Annotated in this window: 14 protein-coding genes and 1 pseudogene; 9 read left to right on the forward strand and 6 right to left on the reverse strand. The window is 73.5% G+C overall.

Going from position 1 to position 16713, the window contains the following annotated elements:
* Window positions 1–1982 (forward strand): annotated as a pseudogene (locus ACGFYY_RS21750) (D-alanyl-D-alanine carboxypeptidase); the annotation flags it as partial.
* An 86-nt stretch (window positions 1983–2068) separates the two neighbouring features.
* Here the strand turns inward: ACGFYY_RS21750 and ACGFYY_RS21755 are convergent.
* Both ACGFYY_RS21755 and ACGFYY_RS21760 read right to left on the reverse strand, forming a co-directional pair.
* On the reverse strand, window positions 2069–2881 hold the full coding sequence (locus ACGFYY_RS21755) for a hypothetical protein (protein ID WP_393711465.1): 813 nt from the start codon (window positions 2879–2881) through the stop codon (window positions 2069–2071).
* Window positions 2881–4158 (reverse strand): VWA domain-containing protein, encoded by a 1278-nt coding sequence (locus ACGFYY_RS21760; protein WP_393711467.1) that lies wholly within the window; start codon window positions 4156–4158, stop codon window positions 2881–2883. Before ACGFYY_RS21760 ends, ACGFYY_RS21755 begins: the two co-directional genes overlap by 1 nt.
* Window positions 4159–4331: 173 nt before the next feature.
* On the opposite strand from ACGFYY_RS21760, the gene ACGFYY_RS21765 reads away from it, so the two are divergent.
* A complete protein-coding gene (locus ACGFYY_RS21765; RefSeq protein WP_393711469.1) occupies window positions 4332–4706 on the forward strand; it encodes a DUF6204 family protein in 375 nt (124 codons plus the stop codon).
* 4 nt (window positions 4707–4710) lie between these two features.
* On the opposite strand, the gene ACGFYY_RS21770 is transcribed toward ACGFYY_RS21765, so the two are convergent.
* The gene (locus ACGFYY_RS21770) at window positions 4711–6378 is read right to left on the reverse strand and encodes an FAD-dependent monooxygenase (RefSeq protein ID WP_393711471.1); all 1668 of its coding nucleotides are present in this window, start codon (window positions 6376–6378) and stop codon (window positions 4711–4713) included.
* A 75-nt stretch (window positions 6379–6453) separates the two neighbouring features.
* A complete protein-coding gene (locus ACGFYY_RS21775) occupies window positions 6454–6864 on the reverse strand; it encodes an organic hydroperoxide resistance protein (RefSeq protein WP_030770995.1) in 411 nt (136 codons plus the stop codon).
* 128 nt (window positions 6865–6992) lie between these two features.
* Between ACGFYY_RS21775 and ACGFYY_RS21780 the strand changes: the two genes are divergently transcribed.
* The 5 genes from ACGFYY_RS21780 (at window position 6993) to ACGFYY_RS21800 (ending at window position 11394) form a co-directional block, all read left to right on the forward strand.
* Window positions 6993–7478, forward strand: coding sequence for a MarR family winged helix-turn-helix transcriptional regulator (locus tag ACGFYY_RS21780; protein ID WP_393711473.1), 486 nt, complete (start codon window positions 6993–6995; stop codon window positions 7476–7478).
* 68 nt (window positions 7479–7546) lie between these two features.
* Window positions 7547–8581, forward strand: coding sequence for a PHP domain-containing protein (locus tag ACGFYY_RS21785; protein WP_393711475.1), 1035 nt, complete (start codon window positions 7547–7549; stop codon window positions 8579–8581).
* Between the two features lie 103 nt (window positions 8582–8684).
* Entirely contained in the window at window positions 8685–9407 is a 723-nt protein-coding gene (locus ACGFYY_RS21790; protein ID WP_393711477.1) for a VanZ family protein, read from the forward strand.
* Between the two features lie 58 nt (window positions 9408–9465).
* Window positions 9466–10161, forward strand: coding sequence for a response regulator transcription factor (locus ACGFYY_RS21795; protein ID WP_393711479.1), 696 nt, complete (start codon window positions 9466–9468; stop codon window positions 10159–10161).
* 135 nt (window positions 10162–10296) lie between these two features.
* Window positions 10297–11394 (forward strand): sensor histidine kinase, encoded by a 1098-nt coding sequence (locus ACGFYY_RS21800; RefSeq protein WP_393711481.1) that lies wholly within the window; start codon window positions 10297–10299, stop codon window positions 11392–11394.
* Between the two features lie 12 nt (window positions 11395–11406).
* On the opposite strand, the gene ACGFYY_RS21805 is transcribed toward ACGFYY_RS21800, so the two are convergent.
* Entirely contained in the window at window positions 11407–12087 is a 681-nt protein-coding gene (locus ACGFYY_RS21805) for a response regulator (RefSeq protein WP_393711483.1), read from the reverse strand.
* Window positions 12084–13421, reverse strand: a complete 1338-nt coding sequence (locus tag ACGFYY_RS21810) for a sensor histidine kinase (protein WP_393711485.1) — start codon at window positions 13419–13421, stop codon at window positions 12084–12086. Before ACGFYY_RS21810 ends, ACGFYY_RS21805 begins: the two co-directional genes overlap by 4 nt.
* Before the next feature lie 201 nt (window positions 13422–13622).
* Here ACGFYY_RS21810 and ACGFYY_RS21815 point away from each other — a divergent pair, with 201 nt between their 5' ends.
* Window positions 13623–14327 (forward strand): ABC transporter ATP-binding protein, encoded by a 705-nt coding sequence (locus ACGFYY_RS21815; protein WP_393711487.1) that lies wholly within the window; start codon window positions 13623–13625, stop codon window positions 14325–14327.
* Entirely contained in the window at window positions 14324–16699 is a 2376-nt protein-coding gene (locus tag ACGFYY_RS21820) for an ABC transporter permease (RefSeq protein WP_393711489.1), read from the forward strand. The genes ACGFYY_RS21815 and ACGFYY_RS21820 overlap by 4 nt, the downstream gene beginning before the upstream one ends.
* Window positions 16700–16713: the final 14 nt, after the last annotated feature.

Genomic DNA, 16713 nt, shown 5'->3' on the forward strand with positions numbered 1-16713 from the left:
CCGCCGGGGAGCCCGCGACCGCAGCTGAGTCGGACGCGGAGCCCGAGGGCGAGACCGCAGGCCAGGCCGAGCCCACGACACGGGCCGACGCCGCGCCGGGAACCGAAGCCGAGGGCACGGCCCCCTCCGACGCCGAGCCGGAGGCCGAGGGCGAGGACGACGCCGGACCCGCCGGCGAGACGGGCTCCGAGGCCGACATCGAGCAGGAGGCGAAGACCGACGGTGACGGCGACGCCGGACCCGATTCCCCGGACCAGGGCGACGCCCCATCCGCTCCGGGCGGGGATGCCTCCGGCGCCGACGCCGAGACGGTGGACGACGCACCGTCCGACCGGACGATGCTCATCACCCCGCCCAAGCAGAAGCCCACCCGACCCGACCCCCGCAAAACCCCGGGCGCGGGCCAGGGCACGCCCCACGCCGACACCGACACCGACACCGCAGGCGAAGCACCGTCCGACCGGACGATGCTCATCGCCCTGCCCAAGGAGAAGGCCACCGAGCCCGATGGCCCGCGGAAGGCTCCGTCCTGGGCGCGGAAGGCCGAGCCGGACGCCGACGCGGACCCCGAGCGGACGAGTCAGTTCGTCGCCCTCAAGGACGTCGACCTGCCCGCGCCCGTCGCGCCTCGGCCCCCCGAGGCCCGGGCGGCCGCGCCGGCCCCCGCCGCGCCGCTGCCCCCGCTGGAGCTGCTGGCCGACCTCACCAACACCCCTCCCCCGGCGGAGACCCCGCGCCGGACCGCGGTGCGCCGCGTCAAGATATGGACGCCGATCCTGCTCCTCCTCGTAGGCGCGGGCGTCGGCGCCCAGCTGCTGCGCCCGCTCCCCACCCCGCAGCTCGTCGCGGCCGACACCGACCGCACCGTCGACGGGCAGTTCTCCATCCCCTGGCCCGCCGAAGGCCAGGGCGCCGTCCGCATCTCCGGCGCCGGCGACCTCGGCACCTTCGGCGAGCAGAAGCCCGTCCCGACGGCCAGTGTCGCCAAGGTGATGACGGCCTACGTGATCCTGAAGAGCCACCCGCTGCGCAGGTCCGACCCGGGTCCGGACATCACGGTCGACGCGAAGGCCGTGGCGGACGGCAGCTCGGAACACGAGTCCCGTATCCGGGGCCTGACCGTCGGACAGAAGTTCAGCCAGCAGGACATGCTCAAGATGCTCATGATCCCGTCAGGCAACAACATCGGCCGCCTGCTGGCGCGTTGGGACTCCGGCACCGACTCCGAGGCCGCGTTCGTCGCGAAGATGAACGCCGCCGCCAAGGAACTCGGCATGGACAACACCACGTACACGGACCCCAGCGGTCTGGACTCGGCCACCGTCAGCACCGCCGCCGATCAGCTCAAGCTCGCCGAAGCCGTCATGAAGGACGAGGTGTTCCGCACGATCGTGGGGCTGCCGAACGCCACCATCAAGGGGTTGCCCGAGCGGCTCGAGAACAACAACATCCTTCTCAACAACGGGAGTCTCAGCATCCGGGGGATCAAGACCGGTTCGAGCACCCCCGCCGGCGGAACCCTGATGTGGGCGGCGTACAGGACGATCGGTGACGAGACGCCGTTGGTCCTCGGCACGTTGATGGATCAGCATGCGGACGGGCCGGACCTGGACGGCGCCGACAGCCTCAAGCTGGTGCTGGCGAACAGCAAGAAGATCATCGAGGCCGTACGGAACGCTCTCGCCGCGGCCCCGGTGGTCCGCAAGGGCGACGTCGTCGGCCACCTGGACGACGGGCTCGGCGGGCGTACGCCGCTGGTGGCCACCAAGGACCTGAACGTGATCGGCGTGCCGGGCCAGCGGCTGAAACTGTCCCTCACGGTCCCCGCCGGCGCCGGACCGCTACCGCACACCGCGAAGGCCGGGACGGAGGTGGCCGTACTCACGGTCGGCAGCGGGGAGGGTGCGAAGAACGTGCCCGTCGCGGTCAAGGGGGCCCTGGCCGAGCCCGACTTCGGCACACGGCTCACCCGCGGTCGCTGACCGGAGGAGGAGAGCGGCGCGGCCCGCCGGGACGGCCGGCACGAGGTGGGGAGGCCGCGGCCCGGCGGGCGCGGCCTCCCCGGGGCTCAGGCGCCCGGCGGGACCCTGGACGGGCGGCCCCTGCCACGCGTCAGGGAGTGGCCGAGGATGCCCGCGAGGGCGGCGAGCACGCCGCCCGCCGCGGTCCAGATCCAGCGGTCCGACCACCAGCCGCCGGACCAGCCGTCCTCCGGCTCGCGCAGGGTCGCGGTCACGGTGCCGGCGACCAGCGGGGTGGAGAGCGCGCCGTCCACCGCGCTGACGCCGCCCATCTCCTTCACCTCGGCCTCGACGGCCGCGCTCACCGGCAGGCCCAGGTCCTCCTCCGGCGCGTCGACGACGGTCAGACGTACGTAGTAGCTGCCCGGCAGCGGGTCGTTGGCCCACGGCTCGGCGCCCGCCCGTACGGTGCGCAGGGTGCAGGACAGCTCGACCGTGGCGGCTTCCTTCGCCGCGGCGGCGCTCTGCGTGCCGTAGGCGCACGCCTGCCGGCGGCGCAGTCCGTCGTACACGTCGAGCTGCCAGGTCGAGGCGCCGTGCCGGGCCTTGGACTCGGGCAGGGTGACGGCGGCCTTCACCGTGGCGCGCTGCTGCGCGTCGATCGGCACCACCCAGTAGAGGTAGTCGCCGCTGGACGCACCGGCCGTGGCCTTCTGGCCCGGCCGGAACGCGGCCGCGGTACGGAAGCTGGTGCCGGCCTCGGTCGGCGCCGATTCGGCCTTGGCCCCGCCCGGACTCGCACTGGCGCTGGCGCTCGGCGAGGGTGTGTCCGCGACCGCCGTGCCCACGGCCGTACCCGCCACCGTGAGGGCTGCTGCCGTGGCCAGCAGGGTCGCGGTCGGTGTGCCTACTCTACGCATCAGTTGGTCCTCCAGACGGAGATGCGCCAGCGGGAGATCCATCCCCACACCAGACCGGCGAGCAGTCCGGCGAGCGCCGGCACGGCCAGCAGCCACCAGCCCCGGCCGAGGCCGAACGCGGCGACGTCGGAGGCCTCGTCGGGGCCGTCCACCAGGTCGATGGTCAGCTCGACGGGCATGCCCGGGGTCGTCTTGACGGAGGCGGGAGCGGAGAAGGAGTTGCTGACCTGGAGGCAGACGGTCTCGGGCGCGGGCTTGTCGTCCGAGTCCGCGCCGTCGATCTCGGCCTTCGGGTACCGCAGGCCGGTGGAGAGGACGTCGGTGCGTCCGTCACCCGCGTCGGAGCCGCGCACGATCTCCCGCCCGTGGACGGTGGTGGCGCGCAGCAGGACGCCGTAGTCGTTGTTGACGGCGCGGTCGGCGCCGATGCTGACGGAGGCCCGCAGTTCCTGGCCGGGGAGGACGTCGACCCGGTACCAGCGGTGTTCACCGAAGGTCTCGCGGTCGCTGTAGAGGCCGGCCTTCAGCTGCGGGGCGCCCTGGCATTGCTTGGCGCCCTCGGTGGCCACCGGGTTGACCACCGGGTCCGCGGCCCGGTCGACGAGTTGTTTCACCCGGCTGGAGAGGTCCGCCTTGTGCTGCACCGAGGTGTAGGTGCCGCCGGTGGCCTCGGCGATGCAGGTCAGCTGGGCCCGGGTCTTGGCGTCGGGGACCAGGCCGAGGGTGTCGATGACCAGGTGGATGCCCTTGGCCGCGATGTCGCGCGCCACTTCGCACGGGTCGAGCGGGGCGCAGGTGTCCTCGCCGTCCGTGATGAGCACGATCCGCTTGGAGCCGTTGCCGCCTTCCAGGTCCTGGGCCGCGCCGAGCAGGGCCGGTCCGATCGGCGTCCAGCCGGTGGGGGCGAGGGTCGCCACCGCGGTCTTCGCCTCGGTCCGGTCGAGGGGGCCGACCGCGTAGAGCTGCTTGGTGTCCTTGCACCCCGTGGCCCGGTCGTCGCCGGGGTAGTTGGCCCCCAGGGTCCGTATGCCGAGGCGTACTTCGGCCGGGACCGCGTCGATGACCTCGTTGAAGGCCTGCTTGGCCGCGGCCATGCGGGTCTGTCCGTCGATGTCGTCGGCCCGCATGGAGCCGCTCACGTCGAGGACGAGGTCGACCTTGGGGGGTTCCTTCGCCGTCGGTTCGTCGGCGGCGGTGGCGCTCGCCGGGAAGAGCCCGACGGCCAGGGCGGCGAGCAGGCCGCACGCCCCGACCGCAAGCCGTTTTCTTGTGATCATCGCCGGATCGTATTGAGGATCGTCCGGCAATCCAAAACGGGCTTCCGGTGGGGGCTTTCGGGGCGTCCGTGCGGTGTACGCGGCCTTGCGTCGACCGTTCACGAGGTGGCGGGCGGGGCGGACCGGCGGATATCCGGGTGCATGGGACGGAGTGTCCGATCTAGGCTCCGGGGATGAGCGCTACCCGTATCTTCCGTATCACCGTTCGCGGCTCCTTCGACGGTCTGACCGACGAGCAGAGGGCCGAGCTGCTCGCCGCCGCGCCCGAGCACGACATGCTGCGCGCGGAGTTCACCGCCGAGGGGCACCTCTCGTACGACCTCGCGGCGCGCCCCTTCTTCACCTTCCGCTTCTTGGATTCGGGTGAGGTCGAGGAGGACATCCTGGACGCGACGGCGCGGGCGGAGCTGGCAGCGGAGAGCTGGCTGGCCGAGCGTGGGTACGGCTTCAAGCAGCTGAAGTCGCAGGCCCAGGACATGTCGCTGGCCCCGCTGGGGAAGCGGCAGCGTCGGGAGGCCGCCCGGTCCGACGCCGGGGCTCAGGACTGACGGATCAGTTCGGGGGGCTCGTGGCGAAGACTTTCGCGAGGTGTGCGGCCAGTTGCTGCGGGGCGGGTGGGGAGAGTCGGGCGCCGAGGTATCCGTCCGGGCGGATCACGAAGGCGGTGGGCTCCTCGACCGCGTACAGGCGGGCGAACTCGCCCCGGCTGTCGGTGTAGGTCGGCAGCGTCCTCCCGTCGGCCTCGATCATGGCGTTCGCGTCGGCGTCCGCGTCGGCCGCGAGCACCAGGCAGACCTCCAGCCGTCCGCCGGCGGACTCCCGGGCCGTCCGTACCAGCTCGTCGAGCCCGGGGCCGGGTGCGAAGCCGGCCGCGTACAGCAGCAGTACGTGGTCCCGCTCGCGCAGGACGTCGTACAGGCGCATCGGGTAGCCGGTGATGGGCCCGGTGAGGCCCGCGCAGTCGGGTGCCCGGTCGCCGGGCCGGGGGCCGCCGCCCTCGCCGGTCGGGTCCACGGACGGACTTCCCCGGTAGCCGACGAGGAGCTGGGCCTCGCGCAACATCAGGGTCGCCGGGTCGTCGGGGTCGTTCTCCATGCCCTCGACGGCGTGCCGGACGGTGCGGCCGACGACCTCCTCGCCGACGGGCCGGCGCTCGGCGTCATAACCGGCGAGCAGGCCGGGGTGGGCTGCGCCCTCACAGGCCAGGGCGAGTTTCCAGGCCAGGTTCCACGCGTCCTGGATGCCGGTGTTCATGCCCTGGGCCCCGGTCGGCGGGTGGATGTGGGCCGCGTCGCCGGCGACGAAGACCCGGCCGTCGCCGTAGCGGTCCACGATCCGGTGGCTGATGCGGAACACCGAGGTCCAACGCATGTCGAAGGCGGTGGTGGGCTTCGGTGAGAGCCGGTCCAGGACGGCCTGGATGTCGGCCGATTCCGGTCCCCGCCCGCTCTGCAGGCCGTGTGTGATGCCGTCGGAGCCGGCCCCGGCCTGTCCCGCGGTGGAGAGTTCGGGCGGCACCATCATCGACATGCGGTACCGGCCGCGTCCGGGCAGGGGGATGCAGACCAGCACGTCGTCGACCGCCCCGTCACCACCCAGGTGCATGGCACGCAGTGCGTATCCGGATGGCAGGTCCCAGTCGACGCGTACGTCGGCGAGCATGTACTCCTCGGCGAAGGCCCCGCCCTCGAAGCTGAGGCCGAGTCCCTTGCGGACGATGCTGTGGGCGCCGTCGCAGCCCACCAGGAAGCGGGTCCGTAGCTCTTCCTCCGCCCCGGAGGCGGCGCGCAGCCGGCAGGTCACCCCGTCGGCGTCCTGGACGAACGACACCAGTTCGGTGCCGCGTTCGACCTCGGTGCCGAAGCGCCCCAGGTACTCGTCGAGGATGCGCTCGGTCTCGTACTGGGGCAGCGCCGCGAATCCGTAGGGGACTTCGGGTGGCACGGAGAGGTCGATGCGGGGTTGTTCGACCCCGTCGACGTAGAGGAACTGGCCCCGCATCGGGACGGCCGCCTCCAGGGCGGTGCGGGCCAGCCCCATGCGGTCCCACACCTCGAAGGTGCGCGGCTGGATGCCCACGGCCTTCGCGAACGGCAACCGGGCGGGCAGCCGGTCGACGATCCGGCAGGAGACGCCTCGTCGGCGCAGCTCCGCGGCGGCGGTCAGCCCGACCGGGCCGGCGCCGACGACCAGTACGTCCGTGGTGTAGGTGTGCGCCACCGGCGCCTCCTGGCGTGCGGCCCCCAGAGGAGTGATGCCCCTCCATGGTGGCCGCCCGCCGGGTGTCCGGCATCTTTACTCGATCACGAGGTCCACGTCGATGTTGCCGCGGGTGGCGCGGGAGTAGGGGCAGACCTCGTGCGCCTGCTTGACCAGCAGGGCGCCCGTCTCGCCGGCGAGGGACTCGGGGAGCTCGACGCGCAGGGTGACGCCGAGGCCGAAGCCGGCGCCGTCCTTGCCGATGGAGACCTCCGCGGTGACCGAGACCTCGCTGGTGTCGGCCTTGGCCTGGCGCCCGACCAGACCGAGCGCGCTGGCGAAGCAGGCCGCGTAGCCGGCCGCGAAGAGCTGCTCGGGGTTGGTGCCCTGACCGTTGCCGCCGAGCGCCGGGGGCATCGCGAGGGCGAGATCGATCTGGCCGTCGGAGCTGACGGTGCGGCCCTCGCGGCCGTTGGCGGTGGCGACAGCGGTGTAGAGCGCGTCCATGAGAGGTCCTCTCGCAGAAATGAACCGTGGTGGCGGCCGGTGGTCGGCCGCGCTCCACTACTAGAGCACACAATTCAGTTGTGCACAATTCAATGCCTCGCAAGTTCTTCCCGGGTACACTGGGCGTCATGACCGAGCAGCCCACCGCGACCCACGCCGACCAGGACTTCCTGCGCCTCGACGGACAGATCTGCTTCGCGCTGAACGCCGCGAGCCGTGCCTTCGGCGGCCTCTACCGCGTCGTGCTCAAGGATCTGGGGCTCACCTACCCCCAGTACCTGGTGATGCTCGTGCTGTGGGAACACGGCGAGATGCCGGTCAAGGAGATCGGGCAGCACCTGCGACTGGACTCCGGAACGCTGTCCCCGCTGCTCAAGCGCCTGGAGGCGGCCGGACTGGTCCGCCGCGAGCGCAGCACCGAGGACGAGCGGTCCGTGCACGCCCACCTGACCGAGGAGGGCGCCGCACTGCGCGTCCGGGCGGTGGAGGTGCCCCGGCGGATCGCCGCCGCGACCGGCTTCGAGCTCGCCGAGGTCCTCGACCTCCAGACCCGGCTGAACCGCCTGACCGCCGCCCTCGACGCAGCCGTGCCCCGGGAGGCCGGAGAGGCGTAGCCGCCTCCCGCGCCGGACACTGGGTCGGGAAGCGGGCGGGAAGCGGGGCGGCGGGCAGGAGGTACGCGATGGACCCGGTTGCGGCGCTGGACCGGATCGCCTTCCTGCTGGAGCGGGCGCAGGCTCCCACCTACCGGGTACGGGCCTTCCGGTCCGCGGCGGCCGCCATCACCCGGATGGGCGAGACCGAGGTGGCCGAGCGGGTCGCCGCCGGTTCCCTGGAGGCCGTGAAGGGCATCGGCCCGAAAACGGCCCAGGTCGTCCAGGAAGCACTCGGCGGGGCCGTCCCGGGCTACCTGCAGACGCTGGAGGACGAGATCGCCGCCCTCCCGGAGGGCCCGCCGGCCACACCCGCCGCCGCCGCGCTGCGGGCGGCCCTGCGCGGGGACTGCCATGTGCACTCCGACTGGTCCGACGGCGGAAGTCCGATCGAGGCGATGGGGCGGGCGGCGGCCGGGCTGGGCCATGAATGGGCCGTGCTCACCGACCACTCACCGCGCCTGACCGTCGCGCGGGGACTCTCGCCGGAGCGGCTGCGCGAGCAGCTACGGGTGGTGGCCGAACTCAACGACACCTGGGCGCCCTTCCGGCTGCTCACCGGGATCGAGTGCGACATCCTCGACGACGGGGCCCTGGACCAGGAACCGGAGCTGCTGGAACAGCTCGACGTGGTCGTCGGCTCGGTGCACTCGAAGCTGCGGATGGACTCGCCCGGCATGACCCGGAGGCTGGTGGCGGCCGTACGGAACCCGCTGATGGACGTCCTGGGCCACTGCACGGGGCGGCTGGTCACCGGCCGGACCCGGCCGGAGTCGCGGTTCGACGCGGAGGCGGTCTTCGCGGCCTGCGCGGAGGCCGGTACCGCCGTGGAGATCAACAGCCGGCCCGAGCGGCTGGACCCGCCCCGGCGGCTGCTGCGGCTCGCCGTGGCGGCCGGCACCTTCTTCGCGGTCGACACGGACGCGCACGCCCCTGGTCAGCTGGACTGGCAGATCGTCGGCTGCGAGAGGGCGGTGGAGTGCGAGGTTCCGACCGAGCGCGTCATCAACACCTGGCCGGCGGACGAGCTCCTGACCTGGACCCGCACCCGGGAGACGCCCTGAGGGGCGGGCGCCCGCACCGCGTACCTCGCACGTGTCGCACCTATCGCGGGCGTATCGAGAACCGGATACGCCGCCGCAACGGCGCCGCGCGTGGAATGTCGGCATGAGCCAAGACGCACCCCTGCCGGCGCCGCCGCCCCGTCGTACCCGCACGATCCTGTTCCTGGGCCTGGCGGTCCTCGGCCTGGCGGGCGCCGCGTACGTCGTGCGGCGGCCGCTCATGATGTCCGCTCCGGCGTGCGCGGCCGGGCGGTGGCACGGCTGCCTCGACACGTTCAACGGCGTGGTGCTGATGACATGGGCCACGCTGCCGGTGGCCCTGCTGGTGGCGTGGGCCCTTGCGCGCCGTCGGCGCGCCGCCGGCCTCCCGTGCGCGTGGCGGCTGTCGCTCGCCGAGGTGGGCATGGTCCACGGGACGCTGCCGTTCGTGTGGATGACCATGATGCCGGGCGGCGGGGCGGGCGTGGTCCCCGCCCGGGTGAGCCTCGTACCGCTGCGGGACCTGGTCACGATGGGACCGCTCGGGATCGTCGGCAACCTGCTGGTCCTGGCGGCGCTGGGCTTCTTCGCGCCGATGCGGTTCACGGCGGCGGCCTCCCTGCCGCGGATCCTGGCCCTCGGGGCGGGCTGCTCGATCCTGATCGAGACCGCACAGTACGTCCTGCGGCTGGACCGGGTGTCCTCCGTGGACGACGTACTGGTCAACGCCGCCGGTGCCGGACTGGCCGCGCTCGCGTCGCGCCGCTGGTGGCGCACTACGACCGGGGCGCCGTCCGACCCACCTCGCCCCACCCCGGCGCCCGCGCCGGCGGGCCGGGTCGCGTGAACGGGGGTACCCGTCGTCGCATACGTCGGCGATATGCTGCGCTGCTTAAGCTTCGGGCATGCGCGTGCTGATCGTCGAGGACGAGCCCTACCTGGCCGAGGCCGTCCGCGACGGTCTACGGCTGGAGGCGATCGCCGCCGACATCGCCGGCGACGGCGCCTCCGCCCTGGAACTGCTCAGCGTCCACTCCTACGACCTCGCGGTCCTCGACCGCGACATCCCCGCTCCCTCGGGCGACGAGGTCGCCCGGCGGATCGTCGCCTCCGGCAGCGGCATCCCGATCCTGATGCTCACCGCCGCCGACCGGATCGACGACAAGGCTTCCGGGTTCGGGCTCGGTGCCGACGACTACCTCACCAAGCCGTTCGAACTGCGCGAGCTCGTCCTGCGGCTGAGGGCGCTCGACCGCAGACGCGGGCACGCCCGGCCCCCGGTCCGCGAGATCGCGGGGCTGCGACTCGACCCCTTCCGCCGGGAGGTCTTCCGCGACGGGCGCTACGTCGCCCTCACCCGCAAACAGTTCGCCGTGCTGGACGTCCTGGTCGCCGCCGAGGGCGGGGTCGTCAGCGCCGAGGAGCTGCTGGAACGGGCCTGGGACGAGAACGCCGACCCCCTCACCAACGCCGTGCGCATCACCGTCTCCGCGCTGCGCAAACGGCTCGGCGAACCATGGATCATCGCCACGGTGTCCGGCGTCGGCTATCGGATCGACACCGGCACGGGCCCCACCGCGCCCGGCGGCACGCGTGGCTAGTGCCGTGACCGGAAAGGTTTGCCGGGTCGCGTTGTCCGGTGCGGTGCAACGCAAGGCGGAGGGCCACGGCTCGTACCGGACGTACCGCCGTGGTCCGACAACGCGGCGAGGTGCCGTGCCGGGCAGCGCGACCCGGTGAACCTTTCCGGTCACGGCACCAGACGCCCGGGGTTCAGTGCCCGACTGAAACTCACCCTCAGCTACGTCGGCTTCCTGGCCCTCGCCGGCGCCCTGTTGCTGGCCGTGGTGTGGGTGTACCTGCTGCGCTACGTGCCCGACAACTCCCAGGGCCTGCTCGGGATCTCGCCCAACCGCTACCTGCTGGTGCACACCTTCGCCCCCGCCGCGGCCGTGGCGATGGCCTTCCTGCTCGTGTTCGGCCTCGTCGGGGGATGGATCCTCGCCGGCCGGATGCTCGCACCGCTCACCCGGATCACGGAGGCGGCGCGAAGGGCCGGGGACGGGTCGTTGTCCCACCGGATCCGGATGCGGGGCCGTCAGGACGAGTTCCGGGAGCTCTCCGACGCGTTCGACTCGATGCTCGAACAGTTGGAGTCGCACGTCGCGGAGCAGCGGCGGTTCGCCGCGAACGCGTCCCACGAACTGCGTACCCCACTGGCGATCTCACGGACGCTCATCGATGTCGCGCGCGAGGACCCGACACGGGACCGGGGCGAGCTCATCGAGCGCCTGTACGTGGTCAACACGCGGGCGATCGACCTCACCGAGGCCCTCCTGCTGCTCAGCCGCGGCGACCGCGGACAGTTCTCCCGGGAAGGCGTCGACCTCTCCCTCCTCGCGGAGGAGGCCGCCGAAACGCTGCTCCCCCTCGCCGAGCGGCGCCGGATCACGCTCGACGTCACCGGCGGGCCGGCGCGGACCCAGGGTTCCGCGGAGCTGCTGTCGCGGATGGTGACGAACCTCGTCCAGAATGCCGTCGTCCACAACCTGCCCGCCGGGGGCACCGTGACGGTCCACACCGAGGTGTACGGCGACACGAGCGTGCTCCGCGTCGAGAACACCGGCCCCCCGCTCCCCGCGGAACTGGTGCCCACCCTGACCGAACCGTTCCGGCGGGGGGCGGAGCGCGTGCGCACCGACGAGCACGCCGGCGTCGGCCTCGGCCTGGCCATCGTGCACAGTGTGGTCCGCGCCCACGGCGGAGCCCTGGACCTGGTACCCCGCCCTGACGGCGGTCTCCTCGTCACGGTCCGGCTTCCCGGCGCGCCGTAGGTCCTCGGGTGCTCAGCGGGTGCCGGGGGTGATCAGGCCGGTCTCGTACGCGGCGATCACCGCCTGGGCGCGGTCGCGCAGCCCGAGTTTGGACAGGATCCGGGCCACGTGCGTCTTGACCGTGGCCTCGCTGAGCCGGAAGCGGGCGGCGAGTTCGGCGTTGCTGAGGCCGCGGGCCAGGGCTTCGAGGATTTCCCGCTCGCGCGGGGTCAGGGTGTCGAGGTCGCGGTGCAGGGGCGTCGTACGCTCCCCGGCCGTGGCGAACCGTTCCACCAGCCGCCGGGTGATCGTCGGGGCGAGCAGCGCGTCCCCGGAGCGGACCAGGCGGACCGCTGCCGTCAGGTGCTCCGGGGTGACGTCCTTGAGCAGGAAGCCGCTCGCGCCCGCGCTCAGGGCCGCGTACACGTACCGGTCGAGGTCGTAGGTGGTGAGGATGACGATGCGGGGCGGGGTCCCCTCGTCGGCGAGGATGCGGCGGGTCGCCTCCAGCCCGTCGGTGCCCGGCATGCGGATGTCCATCAGGACGACGTCGGGCCGGGTGCGCCGGACCGCGGTCACCGCCTGATCCCCGTCGGCGGCGTCCGCGACCACGTCGATGCCGTCCGCCGTGAGGATCATGCGGAATCCGGTGCGTACCAGGGCCTGATCGTCGACGATCACCACGCGGGGTGCCGCCGGGGCCGCCTCGGTCATGTCTCCTCCACGGGGATCACGGCGCGGAGCCGGTACCCACCGCGGGGGCCCTGACCCGCCCGCAGCGTACCGCCGTACATCGCGAGCCGTTCGCGGAGGCCCACCAGGCCCCGGCCGCCGCCCGGGGTCGCGGGGGTGCGGGGCGCGCCGCCCGTGTCGGCCACCTCGACCCGCAGTTCGCCGGGTGCGTACTCCACCGTCACCGACGCGCGGGCTCCGACCGCGTGCCGGATCACATTGGTCAGTCCCTCTTGGACGACGCGGTAGGCGGCGAGGTCCACGCCCGGGGCCAGCTCGGGCCGGCCGCCGCGGATCGCCAGGTCGACGGTGACTCCGGACTCCCGTACACGGTGGGCCAGTTCCTCCAGCCGCTCCAGGCCGGGCTGCGGAGCCAGGTCCACGTCGCGCGCCGGGTCCGTGCCGCCGTAGCGGCCGTCGTCGCCGTCGCCGTCACCGTCGGTCATCGTCAACAGTCCCATCACGTGGCGTAGTTCCGACATCGCCGTACGTCCCGCCGTCTCGACCGCCCGCATCGCCTCACGGGCCTGGTCGGGCGAGGCGTCGAGCACCTTGCGTGCGGCGCCCGCCTGGATCGTCATCATGCTCACGTGGTGGGTCACCACGTCGTGCAGTTCCCGGGCGATGCGGGCGCGTTCCTGCTCCACCGCCCGCCGCAGCTGCTCGCGTTGTTCCTGGCGCAGGACGCGCAGGCGTTCGCGCCAGCGGTGGAGGCCGTGGGCGGCGAAGCCGGCCGGCAGGAGCACGAGTACGGGGACCACTCCCCCGTCCACCTTGGGGATCAGGGGGAAGGCGGCGGTGAGGACCATCCCGGCGAGCACCGACAGCACGGCCGAGATCCGGTGCGGGCTGTGCATCGCCGCGCTGTACGCGGCCACCAGCCCGGAGGCGAACACGACCGTCGTGGCGTCCTGTGCCACGTGCCCCTGGTGGAAGAGCACCGTCGCGCCCATGACCGCCCAGTAGACGGTCAGGGGGAACCGGCGACGGAGCAGCAGGGGCGCCGCGGTGAGCACGGCCGCCAACAGCTCCCACGGCGCCACTGGTGGCAGGGTGTGCTGCAGGAAGGGCACGAGCTGCGCGGAGCCCGGCACTTCGGCCGGATGTACGGGCGGCGGAGGCGGTGGCAGCGGGATCCCGCCGCCGGGCGGTGGTTCCCCGATGTCGACGTACGAGCGGTTCAGGTCGCGGGCGACCGTGGCGACGGCCAGCGCGAGCGCGAGGAGCGCGTCGGCCGCCCAGGCCCAGCGCGTCAGGCGCGGCCGGATCCAGTCGACCCGGGCGGCGCGGGCCCGGCGGACGGCTGCTTCGATCATCCGGCCAGTCTGCCAAGGGGCAGGGCTCCGCGGGTCCGTCCGGGGGCGGAGGGCCGGCGCCGGCAGGCGTACATCGCAAGGATGACCAGCCGCCGGGTCCGCCGGGCACGGTACGGACTTTCCGCACTGCGGCCGACGTGCCGATCCGGGTCGCCTCCCTAGCGTCGTGGTGTACCCGACACCCCGTCAGAGGGAGGAACCGTGACCGACGCGACAACCGACCCGCTCATCGAACTGCGCGAGGTGACCAAGAGCTACGACGAGGGCCCGCCCGCCCTCGCCGGGATCAGCCTGCGGGTGTGCCGCGGTGAGGCCTTGGCGGTCCTCGGCCCGTCCGGCAGCGGCAAGTCCACGCTGCTCAATCTGATCGCCGGTCTCGACCGGCCCACCACGGGCGTGGTCACCGTCGACGGGGTGCGTGTCGACGCACTGGACGAGACCGCCTCCGCACTGCACCGGCGCGCCCGGATCGGCATGATCTTCCAGTTCTTCAACCTTCTCGACGACCTCACCGTCGCCGACAACGTACTGCTCCCGGCGCAGTTGGCCGGGGTCCCCCGGGCCCGGGCGGCGGACCGCGCCGCCGAACTCCTCGCGCGCCTGGGCATCGACCGGCACGCCCGCGCCCACCCGGGCCGCCTCTCCGGCGGCGAGCGGCAACGCGTGGCGGTGGCACGGGCGTTGATGAACCGGCCGGCGCTGCTGCTCGCGGACGAGCCCACCGGAGCGTTGGACAGCGCCTCCGGCGCCGACGTACGGGAGTTGATGCGCGACCTCAACGCGGACGGGCAGACGATCGTGCTGGTCACTCACGACCTGGCGCTCGCCGAGTCCTGTGCGACGCGGACGATCGAGGTCGTCGACGGCCGGATCGCGCGCGACGTCGGCCGGGCGGTGACCCGATGAGGCCGGGTCGCGCCGCACGGCCGGGCGGGCTCGGGCGGGTGGTCCGGGCCGGCCTCGGCCGGCGCCGCCTGCAGACCGGCGTGATGGCCCTGACCACCCTGATCGCGGTGGCGGCCGCGGTCCTGGCGCTCGGATTGCTCGTCACCTCCCGCGGGCCTTTCGACCGGGCCTTCGAAGCCCAGGCCGGAGCGCACCTCACGATCCGGTTCGCCGGGTCCGCGGACGACACGCGGCAGCGATTCGCGGACACCGCCCGCGCTGCCGGGGTGGCCGACGCGGCCGGCCCGTACCCCCTCGCGTCCGTCCGTCTGTGGCCCCTGCGGGAGACCCCGCCGGGCTACACGCCGCCGCCCTCGACGCTGGTGGGGCGTGCCGCCCCCGACGGTCCCGTCGACCGGGTCGCCCTGGTCGACGGCCGGTGGGCACAGGCCCCCGGTGAGATCGTGCTGGAGCGGGCGACGCTGCCCCCGGGCATCCAGCGGGGTGCACGCGTGCGGGCCGGGCAGGTGGAGTTCACCGTGGTCGGGATCGCCTCGTCGGCGGGGCGGAGCGCCGACGCCTGGGTCGTACCGGAGCAGGTGGCCCGGCTGACGACGGCGCCGCACGACGTCCAGATGCTCTACCGGCTCGCCTCGTCCGGCACCGCCGAGGACGTCGGCGCCGGGCAGGAGGCGATCACCGCGGTCGCACCGGCCGGCGCCTTCACCGGAGCCCGGTCGTACCTGGACGTGCGCCAGGTCGCCCAGCAGAACACCGCCGCGTTCATTCCCTTCCTGACGGTCTTCGCCTTTCTGGGCCTGGCCATGTCGGTCCTGGTGATCGGCACGGTGGTGAGCGGGGCCGTGGCCAGCGGCACCCGCCGGATCGGGATCCTCAAATCCCTCGGATTCACCCCGCTCCAGGTGGGCCGCGCGTACGTGGCGCAGGCGCTGCTGCCGGCGTCGGCCGGGGCGCTGCTCGGCGTCCTCCTCGGCAACGCGCTCGCCGTACCGGTGATGGCGCAGGTCGCCGAGGTGTACGGGGCGGCGTCGGTGCTGGTCCCCGTGTGGGTGGACGTGCTGGTGCCCGCCGTGGCGCTGGCGGTGGTCGCGGCGACCGCGTTCCTGCCGGCGCTGCGTGCGGCGCGGCTGCCGGCCGCCTTGGTGCTCGGCCGTGGCGCGGGGGTGACCGGGGCACGGCGGGGCCTGCGGGCCCGACACGCCCTGGGCCGGCTGCCGCTGCCGCGGTCGGTGGTCATGGGGCTCGCGGGTCCGCTCGCCCGGCCGGCCCGGTCGGCGACGACGGCCTCGGCGGTGGCGTTCGGGGCACTCGCGGTGACGCTCGCCGTCGGGCTGGGCGGCACCTTGGTGGCCGTGCAGACCGAGGGCGACCCTGATCGTTCCGGCGCCGTCACGGTGCGCACGGTCCTCCCGCCCCAGGGCGGCCCCGAGGCGTCCCTCGCCGCGCGCCCGGCGGACCCGGCCGCCGTCGCGCGGGTTCTGGAGGGCCACCCCGGCGTCCGATCGTTGCGGCGGACCTCGCGTACGCAGGTGGACGTGGCGGGGCTGACGGGCGGAGCGCCACTCGTGGCGTACGAGGGGGAGGACACGGGCGCCGGTACGGCGATGATCTCGGGACGCTGGTTCGCCGCGCCGGGCGAGGCCGTCGTCGCGGGCCGGTTCCTGAAGGCCACCGGGCTGCGCCTCGGGGACGGCCTCGTCGTCTCCGAGCAGGGGCGCTCGGCCCGGCTGACGATCGTCGGCGAGGTCTTCGACCTGGGCGACGACGGAATGACGCTGCGCACCTCGTCGGCGTCCGTCGCCGCGCTGGAATCCCCTTATCTACCCGCCGTGTTCGGCGTCGAGCTGACGTCGGGGACCGACCGGGACCGCTGTCTCGCGGAGTTGAACCAGGTCCTCGAGCCGTTGGGCGCGCAGGCCTCGGCCACCGAGAGTCCGTCGTCGAGCGTCCTCGCCGCGATGCGGGGGCTGATCGCGATGCTCACCCTGATGCTCGTCGCCGTGGCCGGGCTCGGCGTCCTCAACACGGTCGTCCTGGACACTCGTGACCGGGTCCGCGACCAAGGGGTCCTCAAGGCGCTGGGGATGACCCCCCGGCAGACGGTCGTCCAGGTCCTGACGGGGGTGGCCGCGATCGGTCTGGTCGCGGGGGCGGTCGGGGCGCCGCTGGGCGCCGCCCTGCACCGTGCGGTGATGCCGGCGATGGGCCGGGCGTCGGGGTTCACGATCCCGCAGGCGTTCATCGACGTGCACGGTGGGCTGCTGCCCGTGCTGATGGCCCTCGCGGGTGTACCGATCGCCGTGGCCGGCGCCCTGGCCCCCGCGTTCTGGGCGGCGCGCACCCGTACGGCGCGGGCCCTGCGCGCGGAGTGAACCCGCGCGCCGCG

The sequence above is a fragment of the Streptomyces sp. NPDC048331 genome, from assembly GCF_043201215.1.
GTDB lineage: Bacteria > Actinomycetota > Actinomycetes > Streptomycetales > Streptomycetaceae > Streptomyces.